This is a genomic window from Levilactobacillus cerevisiae, assembly GCF_003946245.1.
Classification (GTDB): domain Bacteria; phylum Bacillota; class Bacilli; order Lactobacillales; family Lactobacillaceae; genus Levilactobacillus; species Levilactobacillus cerevisiae.
In genome coordinates, this window is record NZ_RHNN01000014.1 from 16735 (window position 1) to 37651 (window position 20917).

The 20917-nt window shown below is 48.7% G+C and carries 22 protein-coding genes; 17 read left to right on the forward strand and 5 right to left on the reverse strand.

What is annotated here, in order from left to right; translation table 11 throughout:
- Positions 1-53: 53 nt before the first annotated feature.
- The 4 genes from EKM99_RS08170 to EKM99_RS08185 all read left to right on the forward strand — a co-directional run bounded on the left by EKM99_RS08170 (position 54) and on the right by EKM99_RS08185 (position 4876).
- Complete coding sequence (locus tag EKM99_RS08170) at positions 54-833, forward strand: (S)-acetoin forming diacetyl reductase (protein ID WP_125582673.1); 780 nt, start codon at positions 54-56, stop codon at positions 831-833.
- 1072 nt (positions 834-1905) lie between these two features.
- Entirely contained in the window at positions 1906-2280 is a 375-nt protein-coding gene (locus tag EKM99_RS08175) for an iron chaperone (protein WP_318531061.1), read from the forward strand.
- A gap of 309 nt (positions 2281-2589) precedes the next feature.
- Positions 2590-4350: a DUF5776 domain-containing protein gene (locus EKM99_RS08180; protein WP_125582675.1), complete on the forward strand. Its 1761-nt coding sequence runs from the start codon at positions 2590-2592 to the stop codon at positions 4348-4350.
- Positions 4351-4411: 61 nt separating this feature from the next.
- The gene (locus tag EKM99_RS08185) at positions 4412-4876 is read left to right on the forward strand and encodes a VOC family protein (protein WP_125582677.1); all 465 of its coding nucleotides are present in this window, start codon (positions 4412-4414) and stop codon (positions 4874-4876) included.
- Between the two features lie 150 nt (positions 4877-5026).
- On the opposite strand, the gene EKM99_RS08190 is transcribed toward EKM99_RS08185, so the two are convergent.
- Both EKM99_RS08190 and EKM99_RS08195 read right to left on the reverse strand, forming a co-directional pair.
- Positions 5027-5542 (reverse strand): universal stress protein, encoded by a 516-nt coding sequence (locus tag EKM99_RS08190; RefSeq protein ID WP_164511562.1) that lies wholly within the window; start codon positions 5540-5542, stop codon positions 5027-5029.
- Positions 5543-5562: 20 nt separating this feature from the next.
- Entirely contained in the window at positions 5563-6072 is a 510-nt protein-coding gene (locus tag EKM99_RS08195; protein WP_125582681.1) for a YbhB/YbcL family Raf kinase inhibitor-like protein, read from the reverse strand.
- Between the two features lie 196 nt (positions 6073-6268).
- Between EKM99_RS08195 and EKM99_RS08200 the strand changes: the two genes are divergently transcribed.
- The 6 genes from EKM99_RS08200 to EKM99_RS08225 all read left to right on the forward strand — a co-directional run bounded on the left by EKM99_RS08200 (position 6269) and on the right by EKM99_RS08225 (position 10383).
- Positions 6269-7453 (forward strand): ArgE/DapE family deacylase, encoded by a 1185-nt coding sequence (locus EKM99_RS08200; RefSeq protein WP_125582810.1) that lies wholly within the window; start codon positions 6269-6271, stop codon positions 7451-7453.
- A 175-nt stretch (positions 7454-7628) separates the two neighbouring features.
- Positions 7629-8087, forward strand: coding sequence for a Panacea domain-containing protein (locus EKM99_RS08205; protein ID WP_125582683.1), 459 nt, complete (start codon positions 7629-7631; stop codon positions 8085-8087).
- Positions 8084-8419 carry a hypothetical protein gene (locus EKM99_RS08210; protein ID WP_125582685.1) on the forward strand — a complete coding sequence of 112 codons (336 nt, stop codon included), beginning with the start codon at positions 8084-8086 and terminating at the stop codon, positions 8417-8419. Before EKM99_RS08205 ends, EKM99_RS08210 begins: the two co-directional genes overlap by 4 nt.
- 292 nt (positions 8420-8711) lie before the next feature.
- Entirely contained in the window at positions 8712-8984 is a 273-nt protein-coding gene (locus EKM99_RS08215; RefSeq protein ID WP_125582687.1) for a hypothetical protein, read from the forward strand.
- Between the two features lie 113 nt (positions 8985-9097).
- Complete coding sequence (locus EKM99_RS08220) at positions 9098-9364, forward strand: hypothetical protein (protein WP_125582689.1); 267 nt, start codon at positions 9098-9100, stop codon at positions 9362-9364.
- A gap of 251 nt (positions 9365-9615) precedes the next feature.
- Positions 9616-10383, forward strand: coding sequence for a potassium channel family protein (locus EKM99_RS08225; protein ID WP_125582690.1), 768 nt, complete (start codon positions 9616-9618; stop codon positions 10381-10383).
- 403 nt (positions 10384-10786) lie between these two features.
- Here the strand turns inward: EKM99_RS08225 and EKM99_RS08230 are convergent, their stop codons facing one another.
- Entirely contained in the window at positions 10787-11395 is a 609-nt protein-coding gene (locus EKM99_RS08230; RefSeq protein WP_125582692.1) for a hypothetical protein, read from the reverse strand.
- Between the two features lie 206 nt (positions 11396-11601).
- Between EKM99_RS08230 and EKM99_RS08235 the strand changes: the two genes are divergently transcribed.
- On the forward strand, positions 11602-12465 hold the full coding sequence (locus EKM99_RS08235) for an aldo/keto reductase (RefSeq protein WP_125582694.1): 864 nt from the start codon (positions 11602-11604) through the stop codon (positions 12463-12465).
- A gap of 326 nt (positions 12466-12791) precedes the next feature.
- Here the strand turns inward: EKM99_RS08235 and EKM99_RS08240 are convergent, their stop codons facing one another.
- Positions 12792-13181 carry a hypothetical protein gene (locus EKM99_RS08240; RefSeq protein ID WP_125582696.1) on the reverse strand — a complete coding sequence of 130 codons (390 nt, stop codon included), beginning with the start codon at positions 13179-13181 and terminating at the stop codon, positions 12792-12794.
- 170 nt (positions 13182-13351) lie between these two features.
- On the opposite strand from EKM99_RS08240, the gene EKM99_RS08245 reads away from it, so the two are divergent.
- From EKM99_RS08245 to EKM99_RS08260, 4 genes are all read left to right on the forward strand, one after another.
- Entirely contained in the window at positions 13352-13888 is a 537-nt protein-coding gene (locus EKM99_RS08245) for a GNAT family N-acetyltransferase (RefSeq protein ID WP_125582698.1), read from the forward strand.
- A 459-nt stretch (positions 13889-14347) separates the two neighbouring features.
- Positions 14348-15793, forward strand: a complete 1446-nt coding sequence (gene nhaC / locus EKM99_RS08250) for a Na+/H+ antiporter NhaC (protein ID WP_125582700.1) — start codon at positions 14348-14350, stop codon at positions 15791-15793.
- A gap of 425 nt (positions 15794-16218) precedes the next feature.
- Positions 16219-16956, forward strand: a complete 738-nt coding sequence (locus EKM99_RS08255; protein ID WP_125582702.1) for a hypothetical protein — start codon at positions 16219-16221, stop codon at positions 16954-16956.
- Positions 16957-16969: 13 nt separating this feature from the next.
- Positions 16970-17665, forward strand: coding sequence for an ATP-binding cassette domain-containing protein (locus tag EKM99_RS08260; RefSeq protein WP_164511563.1), 696 nt, complete (start codon positions 16970-16972; stop codon positions 17663-17665).
- 126 nt (positions 17666-17791) lie between these two features.
- On the opposite strand, the gene EKM99_RS08265 is transcribed toward EKM99_RS08260, so the two are convergent.
- Positions 17792-18457 carry a metal-dependent transcriptional regulator gene (locus EKM99_RS08265; protein WP_125582706.1) on the reverse strand — a complete coding sequence of 222 codons (666 nt, stop codon included), beginning with the start codon at positions 18455-18457 and terminating at the stop codon, positions 17792-17794.
- Positions 18458-18851: 394 nt separating this feature from the next.
- On the opposite strand from EKM99_RS08265, the gene EKM99_RS08270 reads away from it, so the two are divergent.
- The gene (locus EKM99_RS08270; protein WP_125582708.1) at positions 18852-20444 is read left to right on the forward strand and encodes an Nramp family divalent metal transporter; all 1593 of its coding nucleotides are present in this window, start codon (positions 18852-18854) and stop codon (positions 20442-20444) included.
- Between the two features lie 3 nt (positions 20445-20447).
- Positions 20448-20879: a universal stress protein gene (locus EKM99_RS08275; protein ID WP_125582710.1), complete on the forward strand. Its 432-nt coding sequence runs from the start codon at positions 20448-20450 to the stop codon at positions 20877-20879.
- Positions 20880-20917 lie beyond the last annotated feature (38 nt).

The window sequence follows — 20917 nt, forward strand, 5'->3', positions numbered from 1 at the left end:
TTATGATAGGAGCGTACCTGGAAATTTACTTATTCTGAAGGAGTGAATGGCACATGGCATCAAATGGAAAAGTAGCAATGGTTACTGGCGGCGGACAAGGAATTGGTGAAGCAATTTCAAAACGCTTAGCTAGCGATGGTTTCGCAGTTGCAATTGCTGATTTGAACTTAGAAAATGCCAACAAGGTTGCTTCTGCTATCGAAGCTGATGGTGGAAAAGCCGTTGCAGTCAAGACGGATGTCTCCGATCGCGACAGTGTCTTTGCGGCAGTTAAGGAAGCCTCAGAAAAGCTTGGCGGCTTTGACGTTATCGTCAACAACGCCGGCCTTGGCCCAACTACCCCAATCGACACAATCACCCAAGAACAATTCGATACAGTTTACCACGTTAACGTTGGTGGTGTTCTGTGGGGAATTCAAGCTGCACATGCTGAATTTAAGAAACTCGGCCACGGTGGGAAGATTATTTCAGCTACTTCTCAAGCCGGAGTTGTTGGGAATCCTAACTTAGCACTCTACAGTGGGACTAAATTTGCCATTCGGGGGGTTACCCAAGTAGCTGCCCGTGACTTAGCCGCAGAAGGTATTACGGTTAACGCATACGCACCAGGGATCGTTAAGACGCCAATGATGTTTGACATTGCCCACAAGGTAGGTCAAAACGCTGGCAAGGACGACGAATGGGGTATGCAAACCTTTGCTAAGGACATCACGTTAGGCCGTCTGTCAGAACCAGAAGACGTTGCCAATGGTGTTGCCTTCTTAGCAGGTCCAGATTCAAATTACATCACCGGCCAAACTCTCGAAGTAGACGGCGGGATGCAATTCCACTAAACATTAAACTTTGAACCAAAGATTGATTGGTAGCCTCCACGCAGGGATGTGTGGGGGCTTTTTGTAGAGCAGAGTGCGGAGCAGGGCGCCTAACTGGCGAGCATTAACGGCGCTAAGTGAAGACCCCTGGGCTTGGGGTCTTTGCTTAGCGTTGTTAAGCGGAACCAGTTGCCCTGCGTAGCACGTTTCAGAGGCCGCCAGGGCCGAAAGATGTTCCGTGGGGAGCCAGTCAAACGGTGTAAAGCAAGATAGTTTGAAACGCTAGTCCAAGTTAGAGCTATTTTCTTAGCTGGGTTAAGCGCAGGGACCTGGCTCGCGTAGCACGTTTCGGAGGCCGCCAGGACCGAAAGATGTTCCGTGGGGAGCCAGTCAAATGGTGTAAAGCAAGATAGTTTGAAACGAAAATCCCGGACCTGGGTCGTTTCCGTTAAGTTGTTAAGCGGAACCAGTTGCCCTGCGTAGCACGTTTCAGAGGCCGCCAGACTTGGGATTTAATGGCGAGAGCAAATCAAACGGTCTAAAGCAAGATAATCTGAAACGAAAACCCTGGGCCTGGGTCGTTTCCGTTACGTTGTTAAGCGGAACCAGTTGCCTCTCGTAGCACGTTTCAGAGGCTAGGGGTCTTTACTCAGCACTATTAATCAGAACCAGCCACCTCCCCCAAAACCTTCCAACAACTCCTGAACCACAAAACTCCAGTAAACCAAAAACATCCAGCAACGGAGGGTAAGGACGCTGCTAGATGTTTTGGATTACTTTGCTTGGAGTTCTTGGACGGCGGTAGCTAGACTGGGACTACCAAAGCCGACCAACAGAAGGGATAACAAAACTAGATTGATGAGATCGGGTGTGTTGGATTGGGACATTGATGAGGCCTCCTTAGGTATCATCGAGGTCATTGTAGCAAGCCCGTTTAACGATTACGTGTGATTCGTGTACAGATGCTGTAAAGGCCTGAAAATCGTGATTAACGGGGGAACCGCTTTTGTCGCTCAGCAAGTTCCACACAACGCGAGGGCAATCGGTTCATGGTACAATGATAGCGATTAATTAACCGTTTAGGGGTGAAAGTATGATTGCAGAATTTGAAGAATACCTAGCAAAGATTGACGACCCGGGCCATCAGGAACGCCTACGGACCGTCTTAAATTGGGTCCAAGAAACGTTTCCAAACTTGGAACAGCGCTTCGCCTGGAACCAACCCATGTTCACTGATCACGGCACGTTTATCATCGGTTTCAGCGTGGCCAAGGCCCACATGGCGTTCGCACCCGAAGGCCCCGTCATGGAGAAGTTTGCGGATAAGATTGCCGCGGCTAATTACAATCCGGGAAAGAAATTCGGCCGGATTAAGTGGACGCAGGATGTGGACTATGAGTTGTTGAAGCAGATCATTGCCTTCAATATCGCGGACAAAGCTGACGTGACCACGTTCTGGCGGAAGTAACAGGCAGTTTTTAGTTGTGATAAATATACCCATCAAAACTGATTCTGGGAGCACCATTTTCCAGAACCAGTTTTTTGCTGTCGTTATCGCGATTGAAATCAGAAGTAACTAACGAAGGTGGATACCAGCAACGAACATAGAGCCAGGTTGCTCACTGGCGATAAATGTTGCTTTAATAATGATTCAGTCAATTTTAATCATTCCGAGAGAACTATTTACCCCAAATTAAATTAACATATGATGTCTGCGGGAAACTATCAAGATACTAGTTAGTTAAAAATATTTATAATTCGTGATATACTTCGGGTGATGAGTAGAAATTTTTCAATTCAAGGGAGGGTGTCTTTGATGAAGAGGAAGCTAGTCACATACATAAGCCGGGGCTTTGTTGCAGTGGCGGCGATTTTTGCTATTCTGCTATTTAGTCCGGCAAAGATGGGTAACGCCGCCACCGCATCAGCTACGACGATTGATCCTAAAACGACGATTGCGGAGCTGTTACCTGCCGACGATCCTAATGCAACGATTGTTAGGGAGGCATTGGCTAACGCAATAGATTTTAATCGTCATCCTGTAAGCATTTCTGACAGTGATACTTTTCAAACATTAATCAACATAGCGCCAAAAATTGTGATCGATAAACCAATGACTGACTACGGGCCGCTAGTGAAGATTGCTAATACATTATCAGGAATATCTATTCATTGGCAAACCCAGTTAACAAGCGAAAATATTTCGCTGATTTTGAAGGCATTTGGAACCAACCGTCCCTCTAGAGCGTTTCCGGCAGTGGACATTGACCTTTCTAATAATAAGTTAGATAACACCCAATTTAAGGCTTTGGTTGCGGCTTTACCGGTGGCCTTTCCTAAAGAAATTGCAGGCGTTACTGTTAACCACAACAATATTTCAGACTTTAGTCCTTATCTGACCTACCTAAGAGGTTTAAAGAAGCCAGGAGCTGACACAGCAAGGCTGTGGGCTTTTGGACAAACGGGAACTGATGGCATTTCATTACCCAAGCAGAAGATATCTGAAAATGTGCTCAAGATTCCGTTTTCGCTTTTCCCCGAATACCGTGATCAAGCTAAAGGTATTTATGGTGGAGCTACAGTAGCATTGCGAGTGTACCATGGTGATGAGGATTATTTTAATGATTCTGAAAATATGGATGGCGATAGTATTGTCAGTACCGGCGCAAACTTCAATACCGCGCTTCTGCCATTTGCGTCGTATGACTTTGATGATCCCAATATAGCAATTCCAATAGATATCAATGGGATTAATCGGTTAGACGCTGGAAAAGCCGGAGCAACAACGTATTTTACGCAGCTAGACAGTGACGCTTGGAATGAACTAGAGGAGATACAGACGAAAGAGCCTACCTACCTCACAGGCGCTCTACCAGATAAAGACACCCTGAAAATCACGAATATTCCAGCAGGGAGTACGGCTATCAAGGTACGAGTCATTACGCTTATACTCGGGGGCTGGGGTCACTTTAGGGGATGCGCCCAAACCTACAAAATTCCGCTTGAGTGGGACAATCCAGCCCCACAACCAACGACACCAGCAACCGCCAGCAGTGAGTCCGGTGCCGAGCCAGTCAAAGCGGTAACCAAGCAAAAGGTGGTCTCCCCGATACGGAAAATTGGCTTGTATCAGCAGCCAACGTTCACCGCGAAAGCCCGCAGTCGCTGGTACCCGCGGCAATCGCGCACGCAGCGGCCAATGTTTAAGGTTCTGGGGTATGCCCACTCCAAGAATGGCCTGTTACGCTACCGAGTAAAGGACGTGAGCCCCGGGGCAAGTGGCCAGACGGGCTATATCACGGCCAGAACGGACTATATCGTTAATACCTACTACCAGACCGCTGCAACCAAAATCAAGGTGTTGCGGGGTCTCAACAGCTATACCAATCGGCAATTGACCAGTCAACGGCGGCATTTTGCCAAGAATAAGATTGTTCGGGTCAAGCGACTAGTCACGCACAATCTTACGACGCGGTATCAGTTGCCAAACGGCCAGTACGTTTCGGCGAACAAGCGCCTGGTCATACGGGTTAAATAGCTGGTAAGCCATTTTGAAATCAGCTATGTTTCATGTAAATTCGGATTTCTAGGAGGACGATATGAATAAAATTGTTCCGAGTTTGTGGTTCGCCGACAACAACTGTGAGGCGGCCGTGCATTACTACTTGAGCGTCTTTCCTAACGCAACGCTGGATGAGATCACTTACTATCCGGACGCCAAGCTGGATCCGCATTTTGCTGAAATGAGCGGCAAGGTTTTGAACGCCAGCTTCCATCTGAACGGGCAACAATTCTTTGCCCTCGACGGTGGCCCCAGCTTCCGCATCAATGAGGCGGTTTCCTTCACGATTCCCTGTGTGGACCAGGCCGAGATCGACTACTACTGGGAAAAACTCTCCCACGTGCCCGCCGCGGAACAGTGTGGCTGGGCCAAGGACCAGTTCGGCGTTTCCTGGCAAATTGTGCCGGCGAACATGGCCGAGCTGACCCAGACGGCAGCACAGATTCAGCGGATGATGCAGATGAAGAAGATTGATATTGCGGCGTTGGAAGCTGCTAAATAGGTAACTTGAGAGCCTGGATGAAGTGGTCCGGGCTCTTTGTGCGTCTGGACTTTCTTCATTGAGGAGCTCCCAAATGAACCCAAAGAAAAAACTGTGCACCCAATTAGCTTGTGTGCACAGTTTCTAAGGGACCTATTTTAAATGAATTGTCTAATAAAATTTCGGTTGATCCTGATTCTCCGAAGCAATCGCCGTCGTATCAATGGCCTGGCCGGCTTCATCGGTCCGAACCACAAAGACGTCGACCGCTGCCATCCGGCTAACGTATGCCGTGACGGAGCCTTCAACCACCCGGGCAACGGCGCTCATCCCGGTCGCGCCCAGGACAATTAAGTCGTTCTGGTGGTCCTTGATGAACTCGTGAGCGATGACCGTCTTGGGATTGCCAAATCGCACGTGAACGGACATATCCTTGAATCCCGTGGCGGCCTGGGTCGTTTCAATCAGAGAATTGAGGTAGGACGTGGCATCTTGGACTAAATCATGAATCACACCACCGGGCATGGAGCCGCTCACATAGAAACCGTAATGGTTGATGCGCAACACATTTAGCAAATCTACGTGGGCGTTATTTTGTTGGGCGACGATGACCGCTTTTTTTAAAGCCAGTTCCGCCTGGACTGAACCGTCCACGGGAACCAGGATGTTTGCATAGTTCTGTTCCATAATTAGCCTTCTTTTCTAGTTTAGACGCGTCCGCGTAACGTAATCGTTGCGGTGTCCAGAACGTGGCCGTTGATTTGATGGAGCAGGTCGTTCAACCAAAAGCCGTCTGCGAGGTCCAATTTGGTATTCAAAGCGTAAACGGTGAGGCTATAATCGTGATCGACGTTGGGTGGGAAGGGACCCGTGTAGTTTTGGAAAACGGCGGGGTCCGTGTTGCCCACGAGTGAGCCGGCATTGCTGTTACGGCCGTGAACGTGGGGAATGGCGTTGGTTCGCGATACGTCGGCCGTGATTTCCCGTGTGGTGCCCGGGAAGTTGGCGGCGACCCAGTGAATCCACGGGAAGCCACTAACCGGCACGGCGTCGAAGTCAATCAGGTTCAGCGCCAACGTCTGCGTTTTCTTGGGAATCTTAGATAGGCTGATGGGAAATGACTTGACGGGCTGGCCACCATAAACGTCGTCACCAGTCGCGTATTTGCTGTATTCATCGGCAATGTAGCCATTTTCGTTTGGCACAAAAATTCTCATAAAACCCCTCCTATGATCAGTTCTTAACATTATTATACCGCACGCGGGTGACCTTTCGCGAATATTCATTTATTATGTATAAAAATGCATGTATAGCGACCACCGCTAATATTATTACAAGAAACGGTTGCTTTTTCGGCTAAGCGGCGTATGATAAAATCATTAAGTTTCAATGATAAAAGGAAGGATGACGCCCATGACGCCGCAAAAGAAAATTGAGATTTTACAGAAATTAATTCAAATTAAATCGGTCAACGACCACGAAACGGACGTGGCAGACTACATTGCCAGCCTGTTTGCTTCCTACCCCCAAGCTAAGGTTGAGAAGGTCCCGTTCGCGGCCAACCGTGACAATTTAGTCGTGACGATTGGCAATCCGGACGGCCCGATGATTGGGTTGTCGGGACACATGGACGTCGTGTCAGCCGGGGATGAAGCGGCCTGGACGCATGCGCCGTTTGCTGGCGAAGTCGTGGGCGACCAGTTGTTTGGTCGGGGCGCTTCGGACATGAAGAGTGGCCTGGCAGCGATTGTGATTACCATGCTAGAATTTTTGGAAACGGGCGCACCTTTGGCCGGCAGCATTCGGTTGCTGGCGACGGTCGGTGAGGAGACCGGCGAGTATGGCGCGGCCACGTTGACCGACGCGGGCTACGCGGATCATTTGGCCGGCCTGGTGATTGCGGAGCCGAGTGGCTTGGACAACGTGGTCTATACGGCGCGGGGCGTCATCGACTACAAGGTCGTGTCCACTGGCAAAGGCAGTCACAGCGCGCATCCCGAGAAGGGGATCAACGCCATTACTAATTTAATGAAATTCTACAACGCCGTGGGACCCTTGATGGCGGAGCACACCAAGACCGATCCCGTACTGGGCGGCCTGCTGCACAATGTCGACCTCATTTCCGGTGGTGAGCAGATCAACTCGATTCCCGCTCACGCCGAATTGATGGCCAACATGCGGACGATTCCGGCCTACCCGAACCAAATCATTTACGATGAGCTGGAAACGTTGATTGCCCAGCTCAATCAAGAGGATGGCGTTCAGCTTGACCTGAGCTACAGCTACCCTGAGGAGGCCATTCCGGGTGATCCCCAGGCGCCACTGGTCCAACTGGCCAAGCAGGTGAGTGATCACGTGTGCGGGCACGATACCAAGATTGTCGGCTCGGGTGGGGCCAACGACGGCGCAGAATTCTTGCGGGCCAAGGGCGACTTTACCAGCATTGAAATCGGCCCCGGCAGCAACACCTCCCACCAGGTTGACGAGTACGTTTCCGTGACCGAATTTCTGCAAGCCGTTGATCTGTATGAGCAATTAGTGCCAGCGTTCTTCGACCAGACGATTGCGGCTGACGGGCATACGGCTACGGTGGATTAATTTGAAATGAAGGGCCTTAAGCAGTTGACTAGGAACTGTTTAAGGCCCTTTTTGACGGTAAATGAAACGATTTTGGGGGTTGGTACGATTGTCGTGGTTGTCAGTATACAGGATGGTTGTTGGTCAGGTATACTAGGTGAAACGATACCGGACTGCGGGACAAAGGAGCTATAAAATGACTGACGTCTTTAAAATCGTAAACTGGTTTAGGGCTGTGAGCAACGCGCAAATGCGCCAGTACGATGCAGATGAACTGAGCCAATTGAAAGTCATGAAACTCTTGTATTACGTGCAAGGAACCTTCTTGGCAATACATGGTGAGAAGGCATTTCCCGATGACATTTTGGCGTGGCGTTACGGGCCAGCAGTCAAGGCAGTTCATGACAAATATGCTGGTCAGGTCAGCATTGTGGGTCAGTTAAGCGCCGCGGATTTGGCCGATTATCATACCGTCCAAGACGACGAAAATCTGGAACAGGTCTTGGCTGCAGTGTGGCAGGCATTTGGTGATATGTCGGCGATTCAGCTGATGAAGAAGACCCATGAAGAGCGTCCTTGGCTGGAAACTAAGCAAAGCCAGGTAATCTCACCAGCGCTAATGGCGACTTATTTTGCCCAGGAGATTGTGCTGTGACGAAGAAGCGGCTTCAACTAGCTGGTGGGAATACACCATCACCCAAGGTCGGACTCCCGCTAAAGACATCGGTAGACCGCCTTGCCTTCAACTTTTCATTTGTCAAGCGTAACCAGAAATATAATTTTGTGGGCAAGCATTTTGATAAGACGGTAAAGAGTATGCCCGACGATTTCTATCTTATTTACAACGAGCATATCCTAAAAATGATCGTGGAATCGCGTGGAGATCTCGTTTATTCGGCTATCCCTATGATTCAGGAAGAAAATACATTCAGCGTGCTTATTGCTATTTCCCATATTGCTAAAGCCAAAACATTTCAATTGAATTGAATGCATGTTATACTGGGTGAACAAGGGATGATGAGAATGCCCTTTGAGTTTAGGATGGCTAATGTAAATTAGAAATTCTAAGTGGATTTTTTGAAGACTTAAATGTAATAGAATGACAACACATGTGGATCAGTGGATATGATCTGCACCCGCTTGTGGGCTTCCGTGGAAGAGAAAGAATAGCAAGACTACCGTCCCACGAGGTTAGACTGGGCATATCTAGCGTGAGGTGAAACTCAATACGTGAAAAGGAAGGCAAATGCCTTCCTTTTTTTTAGGAGAAATGTGACGTATGATATATGATTTAGAATGGCTAAAAAATTTTGACGGGAAGATGCTCCCTTCACAAGTAGATATGGCTGAACTTGCTAATAGCATTGAGGTATATGTTTCACAATTTCGGTATGTTTATACCACAAGTCTGGCAGACTATCCGAGTATTAATATTGAAGTAAGAAATGGAAATATTCCACACTTACTTGGATTGTCAAAACTCATCATTTTAGTCTTCCCTCTAGTGATCCTCTTGAGATTTTCGCCGGAATTAAGAGCGACTGGACGTTAGCAAAACTTATCAAGAGTGATGAGAAATGGTTTCAAAACAACCAAGATAAACTAATCGGAGTCTTGCTGCTCTACCAGCTTCTCCATGTTCAGGAATGTCAGGCATACACGCCTATGTATATTATTGGGAAGCCAATGGGGAAACGATTTAAGCGTGATGATATATTCTTTGTGATTTTAAAATTGGCAAGTGGTAAAGCATATACTATTGAATTATCACCTATCAAGGGACAGAATGATACATTCTTTCCAAGAAGCATTAAAATTAACGATGATAAAGTTCTAAATTGTACAAAATTCACTGTTGTGTTTGACCATCAGGAACGACTCCGTGCTAAAAAAAGGTACACAAAAGGGATACCTTGGCCTATAGATGACTAAAACTCAGAAAATCATGCAGCTACAGTTCTGAGTGTTGATTACCATGATTATAAGTCTCTATGTCAACTGTTGTTGGTAATCCTGTTTATAAAATTGTCCAATCCTTTGGGATTAGGCAATTTTTTTGCATACTAACCGCCAACCCAGCACGAAATTCTTAGAAAATGACTAAACTTAACGATTAACCCTGGAAAAGCTGGCGATTCTGACTATATTAGAAGATAACTAATTGCGCGGAGAAGGGGAACACAATGGCGAAGCAATCACGGGGCCTGATCGCCTATCACGTGGGGGTGACCGTCCTCACACTAGGGTCGGTCCTGAACGTTTGTCTATTATTTTTAAAATGGGGCAGTTACCCCTTAGAAATGGCGATTGCCAACGTCTTACTGGCCGTTTTTGCGATCGATTATTTGGTGCGGCTGATTGTTACCAAGGACCGCAAGATTTTCCTGATTCAGTCGGCATTTGACCTGCTGGGAATCATCCCGCTGCACCCGGTCTTTGCCTTCTTCCGGCTGGCGAGACTGGTCCGCCTCATCCGGTTTCACCACCTCTTCTGGCGGTTGGGGATTGCCGGCAAGTGGACCCAGGCCTACCATCGATTTATTTATAAAACGGGATTCATTTACCTGTTCTCTATCAGCGTCGCTATCATTGTCCTCAGCGCGTTTCTCTTTTCTCTGACGGAGAAGCAAACGCTCGCCAACTCTCTGTGGTGGGCGGTCACAACGGCCACGACCGTGGGTTACGGGGATGAGACGCCCCACACGGCGTTCGGTAAAATCATTGCCAGCTTCCTGATGTTTGGGGGAATCGGGTTCATTGGTTTGCTGACCAGTACGATCACGGACTTCTTCACCAGCCGAGCAGAACAAACGGCAACGGCCCAAGAAACCCAGCAACAGGCGGATATCACGACACTACTCACAAAAATTGACACGCTCACGGGCAAGGTCGACCAGCTCCAAACGAAACTGGATCGATTGGAGAAGCGGTCGGAGAAACACGATAAATAAGCCAGAATCGTCAGCTAGATGATCTCGAATGTACTGACAGCAATTTGAAAAAAATCAGGGAAGAAAGCAACGGTCGCCAGGGGCCAAACAGATGGTAGCCGTGAGGGTGGAAAAAATGAGCTCAGCCGGGGGATTCTCTGAGTGTTTTTCTCAGAGAATGGCGACTTTGAAACGCGATTTTGGCGGTTCGAAGCGAGTCTCAAGACCGCTTCTTGGCTTGGGACGTCCTACCCCCAGCGTTCCAGCTCATTTTTTCCACCCGGTAAGGTGTAAGTAACATCGGTTCGGCCCCAGGCGTCCGCCCACAGCGCTCCAGTCCTATTTTGACCGCCCGGCAGGCGCTGTAGCAACGACCAGTTTAGCCCACTAAAAAAGCGCGAACCCTGGGGATTCGCGCTGATGACTAACGGACGAACTGCAAATTGTAATTCCCCTGGCCATCTGAAGTGATGGTGTAGGTCGAGTAACCGGCAGCCAACCACTGTTCCTTGGAAGCTTGGGCCCAATTTTGGGCGTCGGCGACCGAGGAGAAGGTGTGGGTGCTGGCAAACGTGGAATCGGCGTGACTGCTAGACGAGGCAGAACTGCTAGAACTCGTGGCGCTCTGCTTGGTCTGAGCTTTGTCGAGAAGTTTTTGTTCCCGACTCTGCACGGCGTCGTTGGTTTCGTCGTTAATGATGTTTTGTAATTTTTGCTTTTGCGTGACGGTTAACCCGTTGTCATTGTACTGGCTATACGTTGATTTGAAGCTCTCGAAAGCGGCCTGTTCGGAAGCCGATGAAGACTTGGCGATGACGGATGCACTGGTGCTCGATGAAGCGCTGGTGTTGGATCCAGAGCTATTGTGATGGTTAATGGCTAAGACCAGTAAAATGGCAACTGCCAGCGTGAGTAAGGTCATGATCCATGGCCACCAACGCCGCGGCTTACGGGGCCGCTGGCGGGTGGGACGATCTGACCCCTGGTTAAAGTTATACCGTTGTACGCGTGATTTTGGTTCTTGGTTGTTCAACTGAAAAACCTCCATGTCCAGAACGGTGTGAAAAAACAAGCTTGCCGCCGAGACGACAAACTACCACACCCTCCATAATACCTCAAAACGCCAGCAGAAGAAAATTTTACCCCTGATTTTTCAGATTTTCCGGTCAATCTAATCCCGAAATCGCTGAACCTATTGTATGATAGACGTGAAACTAAGATTGAAAGGTGGTTTTACTTTTGCATAATGATATTCCCGAATTACCATTGAACAATGGCAACCGGATTCCGCAACTGGGCCTGGGTGTGTTCCAAGTGGACAACGCAGCAGACACGAAGAATTCAATCAAATGGGCGCTGGCCGCTGGTTACCGCCACATTGACACGGCCGCATACTACGGCAACGAGCAGTGGGTTGGCGAGGCCATTCGTGAGAGTGACGTCAAACGTGAGGATGTCTTTGTGACCTCTAAGCTGTGGAACAGTGTCCGGGGCTACGATGAGACCAAGGCAGCCTTTCAAGAAACGTTAGACAAACTGGGTTTTGACTACCTGGATATGTTCCTGATTCACTGGCCAGCTCCCGGCTATTTAGACAGCTGGCGCGCCATGGAAGACCTGTATAAGGCCGGTAAAATTAAGAACATTGGTGTCTCCAATTTCAATCAAAAACAGATGGCAGATATTCTGGCAAACGGCACGGTAAAGCCAGTCGTCGACCAAATTGAAACGCACCCCTACCTCCAGCAGGATGAAATGCACGCCTACCTTGAGAGCGAGGGCATTCTCCACGAAGCTTGGAGTCCATTAGGCGGCGGTGCCAATAACGCCTTGACCGATCCGGTCATCAACGAATTGGCAGCGGCCCACGACGTCAGTGCGGCCCAAATCATTTTACGGTGGCACGTCCAACGTGAAGAAATTGTGATTCCCAAGTCAATCCACGAAGAACGCGTCCAACAAAACCGCGATATCTTTGCGTTCGGTCTGGATGAAGACGAAATGAAGGCCATCGCAGACCTGGATGCAGGCAAGCGTGTGGGCCCGAACCCTGACGATGAGGCTTGGTTGAAGAAGTCACAGACTTATTCTGGGAGAAAATAGAGTAAGAGTGCGGAAAGAGCCGCTTAGACTCCTCCGCTTAACGGAAATAAGGCTTCTGGTCGACAACGTCGGCCAGGAGTCTTATTTTGGTTAAGCGGAGGAGTCTGGTTCTTTCCGCACGTTTCGGAGGCCGCCAGGACCAGGATAGAATGGCGAGAGCCGGTCCAATGTCCTAAGCAGAATCCCATCCATATCCCAGTAAAAATAAAAAAGCCAGAACACCCCAACCAAAGTAAGTAAGCTGAGCTATCCTAGCATCAATTCATCAAAACGGGTTTCGATTATCTATTCACGATATTCCGGCTCATCGCGTCAACCAGGAAAACTCACTTATAAAGCGGAATGCCCTGCTCCTTAGCCAACGGTACCAGCTTATCAGACAGCACGTTCACCACGTTAATTGGCACCTTGGCGAAGGGGCTAAAGAAGTCGGGGTGATCCGGGTCGGGCACGTCCTGGGTCTCCTTGCGATTCGGGACCATGGCCTCGAGGTCGGCCTTGTGCAGGTCCAGGGCCTTGGCGTAGTACACGATTTCGCGGTAGCTGACGTTTTTAAAATAAAAGTAATAACAGAGTGCTGCGACGACGAAGTACCAGAAGATGGTCCATTCTAGACCAATTTGACTCGGGTTTAAAAAGCCAATCACGATGGCGGCGATGACAAAGATGACATAAATCAGGGCAGAAATGCTGGCCCAACGCTGTTTGTGCGTCAAATTAAGTTACCTCGGTTTCCTCTAGAGTGTTGAGTCTAGTTTACGGGGTTTCGGGGTCGGAATTCAAGCGATTTCGCTAAATTCTGGCAGGAAACTTCGACTTTTGCGGCCAGTCGTGTATAATAACACGGTAATGTTGCCAATCGCTTAAGAAATGAGAGGTAGACGAAGTGAGTTTAAGTTTTGAAACGATCCAACCAGCAGATTTCAAACAGGTAGACCAATTAGTTTCAGCAGCGTTTGAACCCGTGGAGGAAAGTGACGGTAGCGAGGTGGATTTAATCCACCAGTTGCGGTCGACCTACGATTATCAAGGGAGCTTGGAAGTTGTGGCTAAGCCGGTGATGGAAAAGGTGATTGCACACGGACTGTTGAGCCCCGTAACCATTCGTGGCAACCGGCACACGACGACCGTGGTTGCCCTGGCACCACTGGCGGTTGCGCCGGAATGGCAAGGCCAAGGCGTGGGAAGTCAACTGCTTAGTGAGTTAGAGACGCGCGCCCGGTTGGCTGGTTTTCCCGCCATCAGCGTCGTCGGCGACATGAACTATTACGGCGACCGGGGCTACGTGATGGCGGAGGACTTTGCCATTCACAACACGCTGCCAGTACCGATGGGCAGTCACCTGATCAAACCGTTAACGGCCGGTTCGTTGGCCCACGTGGGTGGGATGCTGGAATATCCAGCGGTGTTTCGCAACGATTAATATTCGCTGAGAGTGACGTGGCGACGACAGACTGAAATTAATTTCAAAAGTTTTTAATTCACCACAAAGTCACTAGTCACGGTCAATTCAGCGGCTAGCATCTAAGATTAAAATTAAATTAGAGGTTGACGGGTATTGGTCATCGTGATAGTATCAAAGTCAATCAAATACAGAACGCTAATTTCCATTACCAAGTAGCGTGTCATCTGAGTGTCAGAAAGTCGGTGGTTGCTGCGAACCGATCAGGGTGATTACGACGAAATACAGTGGAATGTCCTGGTACGCCAGGCGGAGAATGACTAGAACCGTTACCTTCTAGAGAGTGGAGTTACTGGGTCTAGAACCAGTGGCTCAAGTTGGGTGGTACCACGGTTTAGTCTTAATCGTCCCTGTTGCATAGTTGCAGCGGGGACGATTTTTTTGTACATAAACTAGGCATATCACGAGGGAGCGATTTTTATGAAAGAACCAGCAAACAACAAGGCACAAAAGCCAATTCGGTTTGGTGAAGCAATGGTGATTCTGTTAGGCATGTTAGTCATTATGGGGACCGGGGTTATCAAATTTGGGCTGTCACCAATGACGCCCGTCTTACTGGTCATCGCGTTGGTGATTCTCTGGGCCAAGGTCCGTGGGGCCGATTGGGACACGATTCACGGCGGCATCATTGACGGGATTAAGACCGGGATCATCCCCATCTTCATCTTCCTGTTGATTGGGGCGCTGATCAGTGTCTGGATCGCAGCTGGCATCATTCCATCTATGATGGTCTTCGGCTTCCATTTAATCTCAGCACAGTGGTTCGTGCCATCTGTCTTCCTGGTCTGTGCCATCGTTGGGACGTCCATCGGGAGTGCGTTCACCATCATCTCCACGATTGGGATCGCCCTGTTCGGGATGGGGACCACGATGGGCTTCAACCCGGCATTAGTTGCTGGGGCCATCATCTCCGGCGCCATCTTCGGCGACAAGACGTCACCGCTGTCTGACTCGACCAACCTGGCCTCGGCCATCGCGGAATCCGAATTGTTTGCCCACATCAAGAACCTCATGTGGTCAACGATTCCCGCCTTCGTCGTTTCGCTGATTTTATACTTCTTCTTGGGTACCGGTGCTTCTGATACCAACGCCCTGGGCAAAATCAACAGTACGGTGGCCACGTTAAACGCCAACTTCTCCATTACCTGGTGGGCAGCCTTACCAATCATCGTGATGTTCGTCTGTGCTTGGCGGAAGATTCCCGCAATTGAAACGTTGTTGTTAAATGTCGGTTTAGGAATCGTGATGTTATTTATCGAAAAGCCAGCGACCTCCGTTAGCAGTGTGGCCACGATGATTGAATCCGGCTTCGTTTCCAAGACGGGCAATGCCAGTGTGGATGCCTTGCTTAGCCGTGGTGGGATTAGCGCCATGATGTCTACGGTATCCCTGATTATCCTGACGCTGACCTTAGGTGGCCTGTTGATGAAGTTTAACGTGATCCAGACGGCCATGGTGCCATTGGCCAAGCGGCTGAAGGGCACGGGCTCACTGGTGACGGCGGCCATCCTGTCTGGGATTGGGGTAAACGTCTTCGTTGGGGAACAGTACCTCTCTGTAATCTTACCAGGGAAAGCGTTCAAGCAAACCTTTAACGACCGTGGCTTAGACAATTTGGCCTTGAGCCGGGTCTTAGAAGATGGTGGGACCGTTATCAACTACTTGGTACCATGGGGTGTCGCTGCAGTCTTTGCGGCCAACACGCTGGGCGTCTCCACGTTGGCATACCTGCCATTCTGTTTCTTCAGTCTCTTCTCACCCGTCTTCTCCATCCTCAGTGGGTTCACTGGCGTGGGGTTGAAGCGGCTGCCATCCTCTGATGATGATAGTGCAACGGCTGCTAGCATGGCGGCTGATGGGCGTTAAAAATTAGCGCGTGTTTTACCAGTATGAATAGAATAGTCTGATAGCTGCCAATTAGGATAAATGGCACTCGTGGGTGGCCGCTGTTGTTGCGGCCGAGGAAAATTTCATCCTGATTGGGATGGGTAGACTGACTAAATAACTGTAGCAGGTGTCACTGGGAACGTTGCCAGTGACACCTGCTACTTTTTTGGTGGCGGTCTATTTGGGAGATGTGGGGATGGATAGGGGGGGAGGGTTAGTTGTTTGGGCCCACCTGGCTACGCAACACTAGAAAAGAAGCTCAATTAAAAAACCATTAGAAAAAAGCTAATAATTTTTTCATTTTTTTTACGACATGCTAATTTTGTTCTAAGGATAAGGGTGGTTTGGTCATTCACTAAAGATACTAAACCTTATCTGCCTTTTCCCTAAAGGAGTAAAAAATCATGAAAAAAATTCGCGCTTTGATGAAATTTGACTTGGAAGACCTATTAGATAATCGCCTGGCATTCGTCTACGCCGTGATTTTCCCATTGCTTTTTTTCGCAATGTCCAATTGGAAAAATATCATGGCCCAACAGACGTATGGCACTGGGAAATTGATTATTTTGTTAACACCATATTTGGCATACGTCGTCTTGTCAAATGCACTGAACAGTGTGGTCTTGATGGTCTTCAGTCGGCGAGAAATGGGCTTTTTGAAGATGTATTACTTTATCGTAGAACGACGTAGCTACCTGATGTTGGCGCCTGAGATTTTGTATTACTTTATCAGCCTGATCGAATGTCTTGGCTTTACCTTATTGGCAATGGTGGTTTTTCATAATCTATCGCTGCTGCTTTTGTTGGAAGTCTTACTCATTATTTCCATCATCTATTTTCCAACTTGCGGGATTCTCAGTATCCTATACCTCTTACCAATCAGACAGGCTTCGATGACGGCCTTGTCCGGCGGCGTCCTGTTGCTATCAGTTTTGACCTATAGCTATACGGCAGCCTTTATGCCACTGCGGGCGTTAACGATGCTGAATCCCACGATCTTGACGAGTAATGTGATTGAAAATATTTTAGAGCCAACCTTGTTCGGCTGGGGATTGGTCGTCGGTATTGGGGCGGTTGATTGCGTGATTGGCTACCTGTGCATGGCGCATATGCCGATTATGTCTAAGAGCCAACGGGTTTAGGGGGTGAATGTCAATGCTTAAAGTTGATCATGTTAGCTTCACCTATGCGGCAAAGAAAGTGGTTTATAAAGATCTTAGTTTTTCAACGGTTGATGGTCGGCCGAATTGTATTATTGGCAAAAATGGTGTCGGCAAGTCAACGATTTTTGACATGATTGCGGGATTGATCAAGCCCCAGAGTGGGACGATTGTGCCCATGCTGCCAGCTGCCGAGATCGTTTACCAAATGCAGAGTGTCCCGATGCTCATGTCAGTCACGGGTCAGAATATTCTGAGTATGTTCCGGGACCTGAATCCCGGAACGCAGCGTACGGATGCCTTTTTAGCGACGATTTACCAGGAAAACATCATTCCGCTTCTGGATGAAAAATTCCGCGACATGTCGGGCGGTGAAAAGCGATTGCTGATTATTTACGCGATGTGTACGCTGAAACGGTCATTGTATTTGTTTGACGAACCCACCAGTGGCTTGGATCCTGCTAGCGCCCGGAAAATTTTGAAATTGTTGCGGGACCTTTCCGTCCACAGCCAGGTGATCTTTACGGGGCATAACTTGTTTGAACTGCAAGATATTTCCTGTCATGTCATTTTCATTGCTAATCAGCAATGCATTTTCCAAGGAAATTACGAAGAGCTGATGGCCCACTATTCGGAGGATGATCCCGTTCAAGCATTTATTGATGCCTTGAATCAAGGTCGCATTGATTAGGTTGATTTTGGCTAGTATTTGACGTTCGATCACAACAAAAGGCAGACAGCATCGTCGGAATTTTCCTCGCGATACTGCCTGTCTTTTTGCCATCTAATTTGGCACCCACGCCCAATAGCAGAATCCCTAAACCTCCGCCGGCACCGCCACGGGTATCGTGTACAGGTAGGTTGCCACCAAAGTATTGATGGTGACTTCCCGTTGGGTGGGCAACTGCAGGTATAGCAAATGGAGCTCATCATCACGCGCGGTAATGGTGAGCGGAACATCTAGTGGCAGCTGCAAGTGATCCAGGTAGGCGACTAAATTAGCCGTTTCCAGGTAGCCACTGAGCGTCACGGTCGCGTTTACGGGCACGTCGCTCAGTCGGGTGACCTGTTGATCATCCAGTAGCCGGTCGGGGGCTAGCGTGCCGCCAAAGGGACTGCGTTGGGGATGATCCAGGTAGTCTGCCAGCGCGGCCGCTGTGGTGGGCGTTAACGTGTCCGCCATTTGCCAGGCCTGTTCTGGAATCTGGTCACGGGGAATCCGGAGCTGTTGGTCTAAAAAGACCTCGCACAACCGGTAAGTTGTGAGCAACTGACAGGCGACTTGCTTACCCCGTTCAGTCAGCGTCACCCCCGTATAGCGCCGCCGATTCACCAGACCCTGCGTCTGTTGCTGGCGTGTGGTCTCAGTGACCGTCGCCGGTGTGACGTTGGCAAAGTGGATAATTTGCTTATTGCTGACGCGTGGCCGGGCAAAGCTACACTCCGCAATGATTTTTAAATAAGTATTTTGATGATTCGACATCCAATCAACTCCCCGAGAAAAGTGCAAAATAGTTAAGTGCCCCTAAAAAATTTATTTTACAAGTTAAATTTTAACGGTATCTGCGACAACTTGCAAACTTTTCTAATGATTTACGTTTTTACTGATGAAATCATAAGAACAGAATTAATTGATATGCCCGATTCAAGGCGTTTTAAGGTGAAAAGTTTCGAGTACCAAAAAAACTTTTCTATCATTTTCACTTAATCGGTTCACCAAATTTAGTGGTGAAGTTACGGGAATGAAACCGCTTTAGTTGCACAAAATAATTTTAATTAATTCACATTTTAAAGTTAAGTCTCCCTAAAATTGTGTTTGATTTAAGCAAACATTAGGGTACAATGGGCCTTGTAGGAAACAGAAGGGGGTCTTGATTTTGAGTGATACACCAAAGAAGCACAAGCTCATTGAATATGCCAATGGGCGATCACTTGAAGAGATTAACGGTACGGTTAAAGTACCGAAGGGGAAAGGGTTCTGGAAAACATTATTCATGTATTCCGGGCCTGGTGCGTTAGTTGCGGTCGGTTACATGGATCCAGGTAACTGGTCAACGTCCATCACTGGTGGGCAAAATTTCCAATACTTATTGATGTCGATTATCTTGATTTCAAGTTTGATTGCGATGTTGCTCCAATACATGGCCGCTAAACTTGGTATCGTGAGCCAAATGGACTTAGCCCAGGCGATTCGTGCCCGGACCAGTAAGTCACTAGGCATCGTGCTGTGGATCATGACGGAGTTTGCCATCATGGCCACAGATATTGCGGAAGTTATCGGGGCAGCGATTGCGCTATATCTGTTGTTTCATATTCCATTAGTCATCGCCGTGTTCATTACGGTCTTAGATGTCCTGCTATTATTGCTGTTGACCAAGATTGGCTTCCGTAAAATTGAGGCCATCGTGGTGTGCTTGATTTTAGTAATTCTGGTTGTCTTCGCTTACGAAGTTGCGCTGTCTAACCCTGATTGGGGCGGTGTCTTTGGCGGCTTGGTTCCTAGCATGAAGACGGTTGCGTCAACGCCACATATTGGTGGTCAAACGCCAATCAGCGGGGCCCTAGGGATTATCGGAGCGACGGTTATGCCCCATAACCTATACTTGCACTCAGCTATTTCGCAAACGCGGGAAATTGATCACAAGGATGAAGAAGACGTTGCCCGGACGGTTAAATTTACCAGCTGGGATTCCAACATCCAATTGACCTTAGCGTTCTTCGTTAACGCTTTGTTGTTGATCATGGGGGTTGCCGTCTTCAAGAGTGGGTCTGTCAAGGATCCATCGTTCTTTGGGTTGTTCCAAGCGCTGTCTGATACGAGCACCATGAGTAATGGTGTGTTGGCTGGCGTTGCCCGGACCGGGGTCTTATCTACCTTGTTCGCGGTCGCTCTGTTAGCTTCTGGGCAAAACTCCACGATTACCGGGACTTTAACGGGTCAGGTTATCATGGAAGGGTTTGTTCACATGCGGATGCCACTGTGGCTCCGACGCTTAGTTACCCGGTTGATTTCGGTCATCCCAGTCTTGATTTGTGTCATGCTGACTAGCGGCAAGAGTGCCCTGGCCGAACATGAAGCGCTCAATGATCTGATGAACAACTCGCAAGTCTTTCTGGCGTTTGCCTTGCCATTCTCGATGCTACCGTTGTTAATGATGACGGATAGCGCGGTAGAAATGGGGAAACGTTTCAAAAACTCCATGTGGATCAAGGTGCTGGGCTGGATTTCAGTTCTCGCGTTGACCTACCTAAACCTGATCAACATGCCTGCCTCCATTCAAGGCTTCTATGGTAGCGCCATTACGGCAAGCCAAACATCAATGGCTAATATGATTGCTTACGTTTTGGATGCAGCAATCTTGATTCTGTTAGTTTGGACGGTCGTTGAACTTCATAAAGGAAGCAAGCGATTGGTCGCATCCCTTGCAGCTGAAAAGGCTAGCAACGATGCAGAAAATGGGGAGGCCTAGCATATGGCAACGACGTTTAAACGCATTTTAGTAGGGGTCGATGACTCCGCCGACGCTTTGCTCGCGTTTGACTATGCGATTCACCAAGCTAAACGGGACAGCGCAGAATTAATTATCGTTTCGGTGCTGGAACACGATGATCTTAATGTGTACCAGGCACTGGACAGTGACTACATCCACGGGGAGCGGGATGAGTTACGGCAACACGTACAATCGTATCAAAAGCAAGCCCAAGACGCCGGTGTCGCTGACGTTAAGCTGGTCATTGCTGAGGGTGAACCAGGGGAAACCATCGTGCGCGACGTGATTCCGCACGTGGAACCAGATTTGTTGGTCATCGGGTCGATTGCCAAGAAGGGTGTCAGCCGCTACTTCGGTAGCCAAGCGGCCTACATGGCAAAGTACGCACCAATCTCCGTCATGGTCGTCCGGTAACGGGGTAATTTGGTCGTTGCCAGGGCCTCCGGGATGGT

Excerpts from the sequence above, each read along its gene's own strand:
- EKM99_RS08200 (WP_125582810.1), top strand. The coding sequence starts at position 6,269 with ATGACGCCGCAAAAGAAAATTGAGATTTTACAGAAATTAATTCAAATT.
- EKM99_RS08205 (WP_125582683.1), top strand. The coding sequence starts at position 7,629 with ATGACTGACGTCTTTAAAATCGTAAACTGGTTTAGGGCTGTGAGCAAC.
- EKM99_RS08260 (WP_164511563.1), top strand. The coding sequence starts at position 16,970 with ATGCTTAAAGTTGATCATGTTAGCTTCACCTATGCGGCAAAGAAAGTG.
- EKM99_RS08180 (WP_125582675.1), top strand. The coding sequence starts at position 2,590 with ATGAGTAGAAATTTTTCAATTCAAGGGAGGGTGTCTTTGATGAAGAGG.
- EKM99_RS08220 (WP_125582689.1), top strand. The coding sequence starts at position 9,098 with ATGTATATTATTGGGAAGCCAATGGGGAAACGATTTAAGCGTGATGAT.
- EKM99_RS08255 (WP_125582702.1), top strand. The coding sequence starts at position 16,219 with ATGAAAAAAATTCGCGCTTTGATGAAATTTGACTTGGAAGACCTATTA.
- EKM99_RS08225 (WP_125582690.1), top strand. The coding sequence starts at position 9,616 with ATGGCGAAGCAATCACGGGGCCTGATCGCCTATCACGTGGGGGTGACC.
- EKM99_RS08190 (WP_164511562.1), bottom strand. The coding sequence starts at position 5,542 with ATGGAACAGAACTATGCAAACATCCTGGTTCCCGTGGACGGTTCAGTC.
- EKM99_RS08215 (WP_125582687.1), top strand. The coding sequence starts at position 8,712 with ATGATATATGATTTAGAATGGCTAAAAAATTTTGACGGGAAGATGCTC.
- nhaC (WP_125582700.1), top strand. The coding sequence starts at position 14,348 with ATGAAAGAACCAGCAAACAACAAGGCACAAAAGCCAATTCGGTTTGGT.
- EKM99_RS08170 (WP_125582673.1), top strand. The coding sequence starts at position 54 with ATGGCATCAAATGGAAAAGTAGCAATGGTTACTGGCGGCGGACAAGGA.
- EKM99_RS08185 (WP_125582677.1), top strand. The coding sequence starts at position 4,412 with ATGAATAAAATTGTTCCGAGTTTGTGGTTCGCCGACAACAACTGTGAG.
- EKM99_RS08195 (WP_125582681.1), bottom strand. The coding sequence starts at position 6,072 with ATGAGAATTTTTGTGCCAAACGAAAATGGCTACATTGCCGATGAATAC.
- EKM99_RS08265 (WP_125582706.1), bottom strand. The coding sequence starts at position 18,457 with ATGTCGAATCATCAAAATACTTATTTAAAAATCATTGCGGAGTGTAGC.
- EKM99_RS08275 (WP_125582710.1), top strand. The coding sequence starts at position 20,448 with ATGGCAACGACGTTTAAACGCATTTTAGTAGGGGTCGATGACTCCGCC.
- EKM99_RS08175 (WP_318531061.1), top strand. The coding sequence starts at position 1,906 with ATGATTGCAGAATTTGAAGAATACCTAGCAAAGATTGACGACCCGGGC.